This window comes from Exiguobacterium sp. s122 (assembly GCF_018618475.1).
Lineage (GTDB): Bacteria > Bacillota > Bacilli > Exiguobacteriales > Exiguobacteriaceae > Exiguobacterium > Exiguobacterium himgiriensis.
In genome coordinates, this window is sequence record NZ_JACSMD010000001.1 from 1641872 (window position 1) to 1655296 (window position 13425).

Consider the following 13425-nt stretch of genomic DNA (forward strand, 5'->3'; position numbering starts at 1 on the left):
TCACATTCCTACTTTCTGTTTGTTTTCTTGAACGAGTTGCATGAAACGGTCGAATAAGTCGTTGGCGTCATAAGGGCCAGGTGCTGCTTCCGGATGATACTGGACGGAGAAGGTCGGATAGTGCAGATGCTTGACGCCCTCGACGGTCCCGTCATTGACGGCCCGATGCGTGACGACGAGCCCGGTCGTGGCGAGTGACGTCTCATCGACGGCATAGCCGTGGTTTTGTGACGTGATTGTCACCGCTCCGGTCTCGAGTTCGAGCACTGGATGGTTTGCGCCGCGATGGCCGAACGGGAGCTTAAACGTGTCCGCCCCACCGGCGAGGCTAATCAATTGATGACCGAGACAGATGCCAAACATCGGTAACACCGGCATGAGTTTCTCGATGAGCGGGAGCGCCGTCGGGACATCTTTCGGGTCCCCCGGTCCGTTCGATAGCATGACGCCATCCGGTTCATAGCGCAAGACTTCTTCCGCCGTCACATCGTGCGGCAATACGACGACTTCACAGTCTCGTTTGACGAGTTCGCGCATAATCCCGAGCTTCGCCCCGAAATCGATGAGCGCGATTCGGGGGCCGCTCCCGGTCGTCACATACGCCCGCTTCGTCGAGACACGCTCGACCTGGTTGGTCGGAAGATTGTCCTCGAAGCGGTATTGGACCGTTTCCCATGTCGACTCCCCATCGACCATGACACCACGCATGACACCGCGGGCACGCAAATGGCGTGTGAGCATACGCGTGTCGACCCCCGCAAGCCCTGGAATCTCGAACCGTTTGAGCGTATCCGATAACGTCGCCGTCGAGCGGAAGTTTGATGGCGCATCGCATACTTCCTTGACGATGAGACCTTTTGCCATCGGCACGGTCGTCTCGAAATCTTCACGGTTGACGCCATAGTTCCCAATCAATGGATTCGTCAACACGATGAGTTGATCACAATATGATGGATCGGACAACATCTCTTGATAACCGGTCATCCCGGTCTGGAAGACGACTTCCCCGGTCGTCTCGACGTCAGCGCCGAACGCTGTCCCTACAAATGAAGTCCCGTCTTCAAGCCATAATGTTCGTTTCATCGAATCTCCCCTTATATACGATTTCTCCGGCCACAATCGTCAAGACCGGCCAGCCGACTAAATGTTTCCCTTCAAACGGTGTGTTCTTCCCTTTCGACTTGAACGTCGTCGGATCGACGACCCGTTCCATCTCGGTGTCAATGAGGACGAGGTCCGCCGCACGTCCGACTTCAATCGCACCATACGGCAATCCGAACACGTCGCTCGGACGTTTCGTCATCCACTCGATGAGCGCGACTTCTTCTAGCTGTCCGCTCTTGACGAACGTCGTGTACAATAGCGGGAACGCCGTCTCGAATCCGGTGATGCCGAACGGGGCCCGTTCCATTCCTTCTGCTTTTTCTGCTGCCGTATGCGGGGCGTGATCGGTCGCGATCATGTCAATCGTACCGTCCATCAATCCTTCGATGAGTGCCGCACGGTCGTCCGAACTTCGAAGCGGTGGGTTCATCTTGAAGTTCGGATCAAGACCCGGAATGTCATCTTCACAGAGGACGAGGTGGTGTGGTGTCACTTCGGCCGTGACATGAATCCCGGCTCGCTTGGCGTCCCGGATGACGCGGACCGACTGCCTCGATGAGACGTGACAGACGTGATAGTGACAACCCGTCTCCTCAGCGATTAAAACATCACGGGCGATATGGATACTTTCGGCGAGGCTCGGAATCCCTTGAATACCATGTTCCTCGCTGAAGCGACCTTCGTGAACCGAACCTGCTTTCAGTGTGTTGTCTTCACAATGGGCGACGACTGCTTTACCGAGTCGTTTCGCTTCACGCATCGCCTGACGCATCATCGCGGCAGACTGTACCCCGACCCCGTCATCCGTGAAGGCGAATGCGTCGTTCAGTGACGCCATATCGACTTGTTCCGTTCCGAGTTGCCGCTTTGTGATGGCGGCGTATGGGAGGACACGGACGAGCGCATCTTCTTCGATTTTACGAAGCAGTCGATCCATCGTCTCGCGGTCGTCCGGGACAGGACGTGTATTCGGCATCGCACAGATCGTAGTAAATCCCCCAGCTGCCGCGGCTTCGGTCCCGGTCTTAATCGTCTCTTTTTTCTCACCACCCGGTTCGCGCAAGTGAACGTGCACGTCGACGAGTCCTGGGATGAGTAGCTTTCCGCTTGCGTCAATCACTTCATGGCCATCGGTCGTTCCACTATAGTCGATGGCGCGAATTTTGCCAGCTTCAATCAGTAAATCTGTCGTTCGTTTTTTATTCCCGTCATACCACGTTGCGTGTTTAAGTATCATGATTGTCCCCCTAATGCTCGATGTAAGATGGCCATCCGGGCGTAAACGCCGTTCGTCATTTGTGGAAAGATGCGCGACTTCTCATGCTCAATCAAACTGCCGGCAATCTCGACATCCCGATTGACCGGTGCCGGATGCATGATAATGGCACCTGGTTTCATACGCTCCACCCGTTCGACCGTCAAGCCGAATCGGGCGTGATACTCTTCTTTTGAGAAGATGTCACCCATGATGTGACGCTCGTGTTGGACCCGAAGCAACATGATAACGTCACTTTCATGTAACACGTCATCGATGTCGCGGCGCTCAAGCCCCATCGAGTCATCCCACCACGACTCCGGGCTACAGCCGACGACGTTCGCGCCAAGCCGTCGCAAGACCGAGGCGTTCGATCGGGCGACACGGCTATGGACGAGGTCGCCACAGATGGCGACGTTCAAACCTTGGAACGTCTTGAACTCTTCGTAAATCGTGACGAGGTCAAGGAGCGACTGTGACGGATGTTCCCCACTACCGTCTCCGCCGTTTAAGACCGGGATGTTCAATGTCTCGATGAGCTCGTGATAATAGCCCGCTTCCGGATGGCGGATGACGAGCGCGTCAACACCGATCGCCTCGAGTGTTTTACACGTGTCGTAGAGTGTCTCGCCTTTCGTCACGGACGACGTCGCCACGTCGAACGGAATCTCTTGAATGTGCAAGTGGCGTTCGGCCATTTGAAACGAATTTTTCGTCCGGGTCGAGTTCTCAAAGAACAAGTTCGCGACCGTCTTCCCGTCAAATAGCGGTGGCATATCGCCTTGTTTATAACGTAACGACTCTTCAATCATGCCCATAATCTCATCGAGTGCGAGCGTGTCGAGACTGACAAAATGTTTCGGTTGTTGTTGAATCAAGTTCATGTTCGTCTCCTCCTTTTGTTTAGAAGGCAAAGAGAAAAGGCGCCTCTTCACCTACGTGAAGGGACGCCTTTATTCGGATGCACACACCCAAATAAACGAGCCTTCACTTTGCCGACCTCACGGGATCGAATTAAAAGTTACTTGCTTGTCGTGTTTCTTCAGTTGTTTCGTTCGCTGTCTCCGTCGGCTCTTCTTTCGGCAAGAAGGCGTTCAACAAGATCCCGACGATTGTCGCGAGTGCCATCCCTTGAATCGGGAAGCTACCGAGTTGGACCATCGCACCGCCAAGACCAACGACGAGGATGACTGAGGCGATGATGAGGTTCCGTTTTTCGGCAAGGTCGACTTTGCTTTCGACCATCGTCCGAAGTCCGTTTGACGCGATGACGCCGAACAAGAGAATCGAGATCCCGCCTTTTACCGGGTTCGGAATTGTCGAGATGAACGCTTCGACGTGACCGAGGAACCCAAAGCTGATTGCCATGAGAGCCGCACCTGCGATGACATAGACGCTATAGACGCGTGTGATGGCCATGACGCCGTTGTTTTCCCCGTAGGTCGTACACGGTGGCCCGCCAAGCGCGGAGGCGATGGCCTTTCCGACACCGTCGCCAAGGAGCGTCCGGTGGAGACCCGGGTCTTTCATCGTCTCACGCCCGATAATCTTTGAGGTGACCATCTGGTCCCCGATATGTTCGGTCATCGTGACGAGGGCGACCGGGACGATGGCGAGGAGTGCCCCGATTTGCCACATTGGCATGTAGTCGACGAACACCATCGTGAAGTCTGGAAGTTGGAACAAGCTTGCCTGACCGATTGCGGAGTAGTCGATAATTCCGAACATCGCGGCGATGGCGTATCCTCCTACAATCCCGAACAAAATCGGTACAGCGCCCCAGACCCCTTTTAACTTCGTCATCGCGAGCATCGTAATGCCTAGCGTGAGAAGTGCGATCGTGATGAACGTGCCGTTATATGCGCCATTGTCATTCATCGACATGTCGATGGCGACCGGCGCGAGCGACAAACCGATGACCATGATGACCGGGCCGACGACGACCGGCGGCAATAGCCGTAACAGCCAGCGCACGCCTGTCTTATAGATGATGAGCGAGACGACACCGTACACCGAGCCGGCGATGATGCCACCGAACAAGGCGGCTTCGACGCCCCACTGTTGGCTGACCGCGATAATCGGTGCGATGTAGGCGAAACTCGATCCGAGATACGTTGGGACTTTGAAACGGGTGATGGCTAAGAATGAGAGCGTGGCCACACCGGAAGCGACGAGTGCGACCGATGTGTTGAGTCCTGTCAGAATCGGGACTAGAATCGTCGCTCCGAACATGGCGAAGACGTGTTGCAAGCTGAAGAGCAGCCATTGCGGCAAGTGAGCGGGACGCTCGTGGATATTGAGGATGGGTTGTTTCATGTGGTTCTCCTTCCTGGCCTCTCTGGACCACCTTAAAGGTTGTTTGGATTATTGCTGATTAATGAATACTTCGTCTGTCGCATCGACTTCACTGAGTCGGACGACGACTTGTTCCGATTTGGACGTCGGTACGTTTTTTCCGATAAAGTCCGGGCGAATCGGCAACTCACGATGTCCACGGTCAATCAACACAGCGAGTTGGATGTAATCCGGGCGACCGTGATCGACAAGCGCGTCCATTGCGGCACGCACCGTTCGACCTGTGTAGAGTACGTCGTCGATGAGGACGACCGTCTTACCGTTAATGTCATGCGGGAGTTCCGTCGCTTTCACTTCCGGGTCGAGCGATTTCTTCGACAAGTCATCCCGGTAGAGCGTGATGTCTAAGTTCCCGAGGGCAATCGGTTTACCTTCGATTTCTTCGATCCGGCGGGCGAGCCGGTCAGCGAGCGTCTCGCCTCGGGTTTTTATCCCGACGAGCACGACGTTTTCCGTCCCTTTGTTTCGCTCGATAATCTCATGGGCGATTCGGGTAAGTGCGCGGCGGATGGCCGCTTCATCTAAAATGGTGGAACGTTTCAACTAGTTCCCCCCTCTCACAAATTGTATAAAAAAGAAGACTTCCTCATCCGGCTGGAAAAGGAAGTCTTCATATATGAGGGCAGACCTCTGCCTCAAATAATCGACGTGTCGTGGCCGCGGCCACAATCCTTTCACAGCCTCTCTGGACTGGGTTTAAAGGTGTTATGCTTCCTAGACTATAAATCGGAATCGGTTGAAAGTCAACGCGTTTTCTCGATTTTGTCCAATTTGGCGAGTTCCGCCTCGAAATCGGCCGGGAGCTTCGCCTCGAATTCCAACCATTCGTTCGTGCGCGGATGGAAGAAACCGAGCGTCGCCGCGTGGAGGGCCTGACCGTTCAATTGAATCGTCCGGCGCGGACCGTATTTCGGGTCTCCGGCGAGCGGATGACCGATATAACGCATATGAACACGGATTTGGTGCGTCCGTCCTGTCTCGAGTTTACACTCGACGAGCGTGAAGTCTTTATATCGCTCGAGCAGACGGAAGTGTGTGATGGCTTCTTTCGCGTTCTTGTCTGTCACCGTCATGCGCTGGCGGTCGTTTGTGTCGCGTCCGATCGGTGCTTCAATCGTCCCGAGCTCATGCACGACTTCGCCGTGAACGAGCGCAATATATTCACGCTTGATTTGACGATCCTTCAACTGGGTCGCGAGCGATTCGTGGGCCACATCGTTTTTCGCGACCATCAAGAGACCTGTTGTGTCTTTATCGATGCGGTGAACGATGCCGGGACGTTTCACGCCATTGATTCCTGACAAATCATCACAATGGTAGAGGAGCGCATTGACGAGCGTCCCTGATGTATGACCAGCCGCCGGATGGACGACCATGCCACGTGCTTTGTTGATGACGATGACATCCTCGTCCTCATAAACGACATCGAGTGGGATATGCTCAGGTAACACTTCAAGTTCGACGGCATCTGGAACCGTGACGACAATTGTGTCGCCTTCTTGCAATTTATAGTTCGGTTTGACGGTTTGCCCGTTGACGAGCAGGGCTCCTGCCTTGATCCAATCTTGGATTTGCGAACGTGACCACTCACTTTGTTCGCTCATCCATTTGTCGATACGTGCCTTTTCTTCGGCGACAAATGTGTAAGTTTCCATTACGATTGTCCCCTCTCTTTGTTTAATTTTTCTTCGAATAATACACCGATGATCATAAAGATGACACCGAACGTGAGCGCCATATCGGCGACGTTAAAAATCGGGAAGTTATACCCGAACGGATACGTGTCGACGAAGTCAACGACCTCGCCACGGAACATTCGGTCAATGAAATTCCCAATCGCCCCGGCGAGCAAAAGTCCAACGCTATAGCCGAGCAAGTTGAATCCCTTCACTTCTTTATGCAGGAAGTAAATCAAGCCGACAACAACGATTGCAGTGACGATAAAGAAGAACACCATCTGTCCTTCGAGCATGCCCCAAGCCGCTCCTTTGTTGCGGTATGACGTCAAATACAACCAGCCCGGGATGAGCTCAATCGACTGTCCGATCGTCATCGTCTGTACAACGATCCACTTCGTCACTTGGTCGAGCATGATGAGAAATAGTGCCAATCCATAGTAGCGCTTCATCCAATTCTCCTTTCACGTCATAAGAAACCGGAGTGGACGTTCGCCACTCCGGTCCGGCTTATGCGATGACTTCAGTACAACGCGGGCAAAGCTCTGGGTGCTCAGCATGTTGACCGAGCTCCGTCGAGTATGTCCAGCAACGGGCACAGGCGGCACCGTCGGCTTTCGAGACAGTGATTTCTGCTGTTGCATAATCGACATCCGCATGATCGACAAAGTCGAGTTGCGACACTTGAAGCAATTGACGAACATTATCGATCGTCTCAAGCAAGCGTTTTGTCTCGCCTTTTGGCGCGACAAGCAACTTCGCCTCGAGCGGTTTCCCGATCAACTTTTCACCACGAGCAATCTCAATCGCTTTCAACACGTCGTTACGGAACGCGAGGAATTTCGACCACTTCGCAAGTAGCGCCGTCTCTTCTTCCGAGAGCGCGACGACTTCGTCGAGGTCCGACAAGAACACGCTATCAGTTGCTTTCGCCGGAATCTCTTGCCACACCTCATCCGCTGTGTGCGGGAGGATTGGAGCGATTAACTTCGTGAGCGCGATGACCGTATCGTACATGACCGTTTGCACGGCACGACGACGTGCGTCATCTTCACGCTCGATGTAGAGGATGTCTTTCGTGAAGTCGAGATAGAACGAAGACAACTCGTTGACACAGAAGTTGTGAATCAAGTGGTAAACGGCCATAAAGTCAAACGTGTCGTACGCCTTGATGACTTTCGCCTGCAACTGCTTGAGCTTCGTCGCCATGAATTGATCCGCTTCAGGCATGTTTTCGAAAGCGACGCGCATCGACGGGTCGAACCCGTTCAAGTTTCCGAGCAAGAAACGGAGCGTGTTGCGGATTTTCCGGTACACTTCCGACACTTGCTTGAAGTTGTCGTGTGAGGCGCGTACGTCAGATTGGTAATCGACTGACGATACCCAAAGACGAACGATTTCTGCACCGTATTGTTTCACGAGGTCGTTTGGCGCAATCGTATTACCGAGCGATTTCGACATTTTACGTCCGTCACCGTCTAAGACGAAACCGTGGCTTAACACCGTACGGTATGGCGCTTTCCCTGTCGTTGCAACTGCTGTCGAGAGCGACGAGTTGAACCAGCCACGATATTGGTCTGACCCTTCCAAATAGAGGTCGGCTGGACGGCGAAGGTTAGCCCGTTCTTCGAGCACACCTGCGTGTGACGAGCCCGAGTCGAACCAAACGTCCATGATGTCGAGTTCTTTACGGAACTCACCGTTCGGGCTGTTTGGATGCGTGAACTCTGCTGGGAGCAAGTCTTTCGCTTCGCGCTCGTACCAGACGTTCGAGCCATGTTCGCGGAACAAGTTCGCGACGTGGTCAATCGTCTCGTTCGTGATGATTTCCGTGCCGTCTTCCGCATAGAAGATCGGGATTGGCACACCCCATGCCCGTTGACGGCTGATGACCCAGTCCCCACGGTCACGAACCATGTTGTAAAGACGTGTCATGCCCCATTCCGGCACCCAGTTCACTTCTTCGATTTCACGAAGCAAGTCACTCCGGAAGTCTTTGATTGATGCGAACCATTGCGGTGTCGCACGGAAGATGACCGGTTTTTTCGTACGCCAGTCGTGCGGGTACGAGTGTTTGATGAACTTTAAGTTAAGGAGGTAGCCGTTCTCTTCAAGCTTCATCCCGATTTGTTTGTTGGCATCTTCATAGAAGAGGCCTTCAAATCCAGGTGCCTCGTCCGTCATGTAGCCACGATCATCGACCGGGCAGAGGACGTCGAGCCCGTACGCTTGTCCGACACGATAGTCGTCTTCCCCGTGACCTGGTGCCGTATGGACGAGACCTGTCGCGTCAGCCGTGACGTGGTCACCAATCATGACGAGAGACGTCCGGTCGTAAAGCGGATGTTGCGCCGTCATATGTTCGAACGCCTGGCCGTTCCACGACCCGTCCACCGTGAAGTCGGTCCAACCGAGCGCTGTCGTCACATCTTCTACGAGACTTTCGGCGACGATATAGCCTTTGCCTTCATGGTTGATACGCGTGTACGTCAACTCATTGCTGACCGCGATCCCGAGGTTCGCCGGAATCGTCCATGGCGTCGTTGTCCAGATGACGAAGTGGTCGGTCGTCTCCAAGATGCCTTTTCCATCGACGACTTGGAACGCTACGTAAATAGCCGGCGACTTCTTGTCATAGTACTCGATTTCCGCTTCGGCGAGGGCAGATTCCGAAGACGGTGACCAGTAGACCGGTTTCTTCCCTTTATAGATGTAGCCTTTTTCAGCCATCGTCCCGAATAGACGGATTTGAGCGGCCTCGTATTCTGGGAGGAGCGTGATATATGGGTGCTCAAAGTCTGCGAGTAAACCGAGACGCTTGAACTGTTCGCGCTGCGAGTTCACTTGCTCCATCGCATACGCCGCACATTTCTCACGGAACTCGGCGACCGTCATCTCTTTACGATTGACGCCTGATTTTTGAAGCGCGTTCTCGATTGGGAGACCGTGCGTGTCCCAACCAGGGATCATCGGCGACTGATAGCCGTTCAGTGACTTGAAGCGAACGATGATGTCTTTCAACACCTTGTTAAGCGCGTGTCCCATATGGATGTCGCCGTTCGCGTACGGTGGGCCATCATGCAAGATGTACTGCGGTTTGCCCGCGTTCTTTTCGAGTACACGGTTGTAAAGGTCCATCTGTTCCCATGATTCTTGCATTTGTGGTTCACGTTTTGGCAGGTTTCCGCGCATCGCGAAATCTGTTTCAGGCATCAATAGGGTGTCTTTATAGTTCATTGAAACTCCTCCTCATTTTTTGACAACAAAAAAACCCGCCCCTAAATAGGGACGAGTTTGTCGACTCGCGGTACCACCCTACTAGTCTCGACATAGGTCGAGACCGCTCTCGGTGACCGATAACGGGGTCAGGCGGTCGCGCTTACTCGTTTCAGCACGACACTCGTAGGGGATACCGAATAAAGTCTTTCTCTTAGGCTCGCACCTTCCCTAAGTCGCTTCGTAGGTATGACTTTATCGACGTGTCCTAGTCGACGTATTGTGTATTATCCGTGATGTTTGTTTGGTATGACTTCGTCGTCATTATACGTAAGTTCGGTCGTATCGTCAAGAACCGTTTGGACCGGTGGTTCGCCGACAATCGTATCCCATTCCGTACTATTTAACAGTTCCATTTGGGCATCGACGAGCACGCGGAAACGTGTCCGGTACAGTTCGACTTTCTTCAACATTTGAACGACTTCACGCTCAGCGAGTTGCTCTTTTCGTGCCGCTTCCTCTTCACGCGCGAGTGCTTCACGTTCCGCCTGCTTCAAGATGAGGCTCGCCTCTTTCGCAGCGTTCGTCTTCACTTCTTCCGCCGCCTCTTGCGCGACGATAATCGATTTGTTCAATGTGTCTTCCATCGAGGAGAAGTAGTCAATGCGAGCTTGCATATCGTTGACGAGTTCTTCATACCTTCTATTCTCACGAATCAACAGTTCGAACTCTTTGATGATTTGATCTAAAAATTCATTGACCTCATCGATGTCGTACCCGCGAAAACGAGTCGAGAACTCTTTATTATGAATATCAATCGGTGTCAACGCCATTCGACTTTCCTCCTAAATTTAACGTATGATGCCATACTGGATTTTTATTTTCTCACGTTTCGTCGAGCCGAGAATTGCTGTCAACTTCACTCGACCGTAACCGCGAATCGAGATTAAATCATCGGGCTCTAAGATGAAGCTCGCATCCTCGATTTGTTTATGGTTCACTTTACAGTCGCCGTGTTTGACGAGCGCCTGCGCTTTTTGCCGCGATAAATTGAGCACTTCGCTCACGACGGCATCAAATCGAAGCGACGAGACGATGCCAAACTCTTCCGTCCACTTCGTCTCCGGAACGACGAGTACGGCTTCAGGTGCCACGTCCGAAATGCGAATTCGGGCTTTGCCGACTCGGTCGACGTTCATCTCGATGAAACTAGCCGCCTCTGTGGTCGTGGCAAACTGGGCGATCCCGTCTTCTAACACGACGTCTCCAAACTTCTGACGTTTCAGCCCGGCGTTCAAGAGCGTGCCGGTCACTTGACGATGGGTCAAGTCGACAAACTTTGTCGGATAGTCGATTTGACGAATCGCAATCTCAAAATCGTTCGGCTCGAGTTCATAATAGTCCGGCGCCAAAATGAGCCGACGTCGTTCTGCTCCTTCAAAACCACCGTCATCGTAAATCGCTAGACGCTTCCCGACGATTTGCTTCACAATTTGGTGTTCACGCGGGTCTAAAAAGTCCGTCAATTTGAACAAGTAGTTGTCCTCGACTTGTTGCACCCAGTCGAGCACTTGCTCGATAAACGCCCGTTCGCTCGGACGATAATGGTCAAAGACGCTCATTTACAGACCGAAAATCGCTCGCACCCCAACCTGTGCCATTCGAAGTACGAATAAGGCGACGATCGGCGAGATATCGAGCATGCCACCGATTGGCGGGATGATCCGACGGAACGGATTGAGGAACGGCTCACACAAATACGACAGGATTTGTCCGAACTTTGACTCACGCGCGTTCGGAAACCATGACAATAGAATGTAGGCAATCAACACCCAGCTATAATATCCAAGAAGCGTAACGATTGTATTTCCTAAAGCTTCTACTACGTTATTCATTCACTTACCATCCTTTACTATTGAGTTCGTCCTCCGAAATCAAGTTCGAGATCGACCCCGTCAACTCGATATTGTTCGGAGTGCATAGAATCGTGTTATGTCCAATCGACGTCATCGTCCCTTCGAGCGCATAGACGACACCCGATAAGAAGTTGACGACTTGACGAGACTGCTCTTTTGACATGCGTTGAAGGTTGACGATGACGGCGCGATTCTCTTTCAACTGGTCGCTAATGTCTTGCGCTTCAGCGAAGACGCGTGGCTCGGCGAGAACGACTTTCGAACGCTCTTTCTTTTTCGAGTTGAACGCGACAAGGTTATTTGATGTTTTCGGACGTTCGTCCGTCTTGACGAGTTGCTCGGTCATCGGCTGTTGCTTCGTTTCCGCGACAACATACTCTTCTCCTTCATACGCATTCCGTTCTTCTTCTTCGAGTCCGAAGAAATCTTTCATCTTGTTTTTGATTGACATAACGGATTCCTCCTTAAAATATATTATTGCACAAGTATGGTTCCAATACGAACAAACGATGCGCCTTCTTCGACAGCAATCGGATAGTCATTGGACATGCCCATCGACAGTTCTGTACACGGGGCATGTGCGTACCGTTTCGCCAACACGTCGTCGCGCAGCGTGCGCAACTGATTAAACGTGTCACGAAGTACTGACTCATCTTCCGTCAGTGGGGCCATCGTCATGAGACCGATCACCCGGATGTGCGGATATTGTTTACAGTTCTCGATGAAGGCGTGGACCTCCTCTTTTTCAATCCCATGTTTTGATTCCTCGCCCGAGACGTTCACTTGAACGAAACAGTCGATGACTCGGTCAGCCCGCTTGTCGATTTCCTCTGCGAGGGATAAACGGTCGAGTGAGTGGATGGCCGCGACGCGGTCGATGATTTGTCTCACTTTGCGCGTTTGTAGACTTCCGATAAAGTGGATTTTTGCATCGTCCGGCAACACTTCCGCTTTTGCCAAAAGTCCTTCCGGTCGATTTTCACCGAAATGTCGTACCCCTTCATCATAAAGGGCAGTCGCGACGTCCGGTCCGACCGATTTTGTGACGGCGATGAGTGTCACGTCCTGTCCGGCTCGATGGTGTTCGATGGTTTGTCTGACATGTTGCACGTTATTCGCTATACTCACGATTTCTTCTCCTTGACGAGGACGGCCGCAAACCGGCGCTTTGCGTCTCCGTTCCGATACGAGAAAAACGTTCGGTCCGAAACGGTCGACAAGTTGGATTGCGTGACGTCCAAATTTCGTTCGACGGCGAGCGTCTCATTCACTTGTTGCAACGATAAGTGCGCATGCCCGTCGCGTTCATTTGTGACGGCGGCCACATATGCCGCATCGGATACGTTTCTTACGGCATCGAGCACACGTTGATCGACTTCGTACGCCTCGGCCGTAATCGCCGGACCGACGACCATGTCCATCGCGTCAGCAGGCACCCCGAGTGTCGCGAACGCGTCCGTCATCGAGGCGACGATGTTGCCGACCGTTCCTTTCCACCCCGCATGCGCCACACCGATGACACCATAATCTTTCGCACAAAAGAACAGTGGCACGCAATCGGCGAAGACGAGGGCGAGCGATAAATCGTTCGTCGTGGTCACGAGTCCGTCTGTCGCTCGAATCGCTGTCTCGTAGTCGTAAGCCCCATCACCACGGTCGTTCGCATCGACGAATGCGACACGATTGCCATGAACTTGGTCAGCCCAAACCGAGTCTTTCAAATCAAGACCGGCGTCTTTAAAGAAACGTTCTCGGTTTTCTACGACGAGGGCACGGTCGTCCCCGACGTGCAGTCCGACGTTCCCATCATTATGCCAGTCGGTGCGCGTCGTCACATAAGCCGAGAAGCGCTCCGTTTCTGTTTCCCATGAATGAATCAATCGCATGTCGTTCTCCTTTTTTA

The 13425-nt window shown here is 52.9% G+C and carries 14 protein-coding genes; all 14 read right to left on the bottom strand.

Annotated elements, in window-relative coordinates:
• Positions 1 to 1083: a carbamoyl phosphate synthase small subunit gene (locus tag KNP92_RS08480; RefSeq protein WP_214839445.1), complete on the bottom strand. Its 1083-nt coding sequence runs from the start codon at positions 1081 to 1083 to the stop codon at positions 1 to 3.
• A complete protein-coding gene (locus tag KNP92_RS08485; protein WP_214839447.1) occupies positions 1061 to 2341 on the bottom strand; it encodes a dihydroorotase in 1281 nt (426 codons plus the stop codon). The genes KNP92_RS08480 and KNP92_RS08485 overlap by 23 nt, the downstream gene beginning before the upstream one ends.
• Complete coding sequence (locus KNP92_RS08490) at positions 2338 to 3243, bottom strand: aspartate carbamoyltransferase catalytic subunit (protein WP_214839449.1); 906 nt, start codon at positions 3241 to 3243, stop codon at positions 2338 to 2340. Before KNP92_RS08490 ends, KNP92_RS08485 begins: the two co-directional genes overlap by 4 nt.
• A gap of 130 nt (positions 3244 to 3373) precedes the next feature.
• Positions 3374 to 4675, bottom strand: coding sequence for a solute carrier family 23 protein (locus KNP92_RS08495; RefSeq protein ID WP_214839451.1), 1302 nt, complete (start codon positions 4673 to 4675; stop codon positions 3374 to 3376).
• Positions 4676 to 4723: 48 nt separating this feature from the next.
• A complete protein-coding gene (pyrR, locus tag KNP92_RS08500) occupies positions 4724 to 5257 on the bottom strand; it encodes a bifunctional pyr operon transcriptional regulator/uracil phosphoribosyltransferase PyrR (protein WP_214839453.1) in 534 nt (177 codons plus the stop codon).
• 200 nt (positions 5258 to 5457) lie between these two features.
• On the bottom strand, positions 5458 to 6369 hold the full coding sequence (locus KNP92_RS08505; RefSeq protein WP_214839455.1) for an RluA family pseudouridine synthase: 912 nt from the start codon (positions 6367 to 6369) through the stop codon (positions 5458 to 5460).
• Positions 6369 to 6842 (bottom strand): signal peptidase II, encoded by a 474-nt coding sequence (lspA, locus tag KNP92_RS08510; RefSeq protein WP_214839457.1) that lies wholly within the window; start codon positions 6840 to 6842, stop codon positions 6369 to 6371. The genes KNP92_RS08505 and lspA overlap by 1 nt, the downstream gene beginning before the upstream one ends.
• Positions 6843 to 6900: 58 nt before the next feature.
• On the bottom strand, positions 6901 to 9627 hold the full coding sequence (gene ileS, locus KNP92_RS08515; protein ID WP_214839459.1) for an isoleucine--tRNA ligase: 2727 nt from the start codon (positions 9625 to 9627) through the stop codon (positions 6901 to 6903).
• A gap of 266 nt (positions 9628 to 9893) precedes the next feature.
• Complete coding sequence (locus KNP92_RS08520; RefSeq protein ID WP_214839461.1) at positions 9894 to 10439, bottom strand: DivIVA domain-containing protein; 546 nt, start codon at positions 10437 to 10439, stop codon at positions 9894 to 9896.
• Between the two features lie 18 nt (positions 10440 to 10457).
• On the bottom strand, positions 10458 to 11228 hold the full coding sequence (locus KNP92_RS08525) for a YlmH family RNA-binding protein (RefSeq protein WP_214839463.1): 771 nt from the start codon (positions 11226 to 11228) through the stop codon (positions 10458 to 10460).
• Positions 11229 to 11501 (bottom strand): YggT family protein, encoded by a 273-nt coding sequence (locus tag KNP92_RS08530; RefSeq protein WP_034805585.1) that lies wholly within the window; start codon positions 11499 to 11501, stop codon positions 11229 to 11231. It lies immediately after the preceding gene.
• A gap of 4 nt (positions 11502 to 11505) precedes the next feature.
• The gene (locus KNP92_RS08535) at positions 11506 to 11973 is read right to left on the bottom strand and encodes a cell division protein SepF (protein WP_214839465.1); all 468 of its coding nucleotides are present in this window, start codon (positions 11971 to 11973) and stop codon (positions 11506 to 11508) included.
• 23 nt (positions 11974 to 11996) lie between these two features.
• Complete coding sequence (locus tag KNP92_RS08540; protein ID WP_214839466.1) at positions 11997 to 12650, bottom strand: YggS family pyridoxal phosphate-dependent enzyme; 654 nt, start codon at positions 12648 to 12650, stop codon at positions 11997 to 11999.
• Positions 12647 to 13408 carry a peptidoglycan editing factor PgeF gene (gene pgeF / locus KNP92_RS08545; protein WP_214839468.1) on the bottom strand — a complete coding sequence of 254 codons (762 nt, stop codon included), beginning with the start codon at positions 13406 to 13408 and terminating at the stop codon, positions 12647 to 12649. Before pgeF ends, KNP92_RS08540 begins: the two co-directional genes overlap by 4 nt.
• Positions 13409 to 13425: the final 17 nt, after the last annotated feature.

Bases quoted from the DNA above. Each gene is read 5' to 3' on its own strand.
- KNP92_RS08495 (WP_214839451.1), bottom strand. From the start codon at position 4,675: ATGAAACAACCCATCCTCAATATCCACGAGCGTCCCGCTCACTTGCCG.
- pgeF (WP_214839468.1), bottom strand. From the start codon at position 13,408: ATGCGATTGATTCATTCATGGGAAACAGAAACGGAGCGCTTCTCGGCT.
- KNP92_RS08490 (WP_214839449.1), bottom strand. From the start codon at position 3,243: ATGAACTTGATTCAACAACAACCGAAACATTTTGTCAGTCTCGACACG.
- KNP92_RS08535 (WP_214839465.1), bottom strand. From the start codon at position 11,973: ATGTCAATCAAAAACAAGATGAAAGATTTCTTCGGACTCGAAGAAGAA.
- KNP92_RS08530 (WP_034805585.1), bottom strand. From the start codon at position 11,501: ATGAATAACGTAGTAGAAGCTTTAGGAAATACAATCGTTACGCTTCTT.
- lspA (WP_214839457.1), bottom strand. From the start codon at position 6,842: ATGAAGCGCTACTATGGATTGGCACTATTTCTCATCATGCTCGACCAA.
- KNP92_RS08525 (WP_214839463.1), bottom strand. From the start codon at position 11,228: ATGAGCGTCTTTGACCATTATCGTCCGAGCGAACGGGCGTTTATCGAG.
- KNP92_RS08505 (WP_214839455.1), bottom strand. From the start codon at position 6,369: ATGGAAACTTACACATTTGTCGCCGAAGAAAAGGCACGTATCGACAAA.
- KNP92_RS08480 (WP_214839445.1), bottom strand. From the start codon at position 1,083: ATGAAACGAACATTATGGCTTGAAGACGGGACTTCATTTGTAGGGACA.
- ileS (WP_214839459.1), bottom strand. From the start codon at position 9,627: ATGAACTATAAAGACACCCTATTGATGCCTGAAACAGATTTCGCGATG.
- KNP92_RS08485 (WP_214839447.1), bottom strand. From the start codon at position 2,341: ATGATACTTAAACACGCAACGTGGTATGACGGGAATAAAAAACGAACG.
- KNP92_RS08520 (WP_214839461.1), bottom strand. From the start codon at position 10,439: ATGGCGTTGACACCGATTGATATTCATAATAAAGAGTTCTCGACTCGT.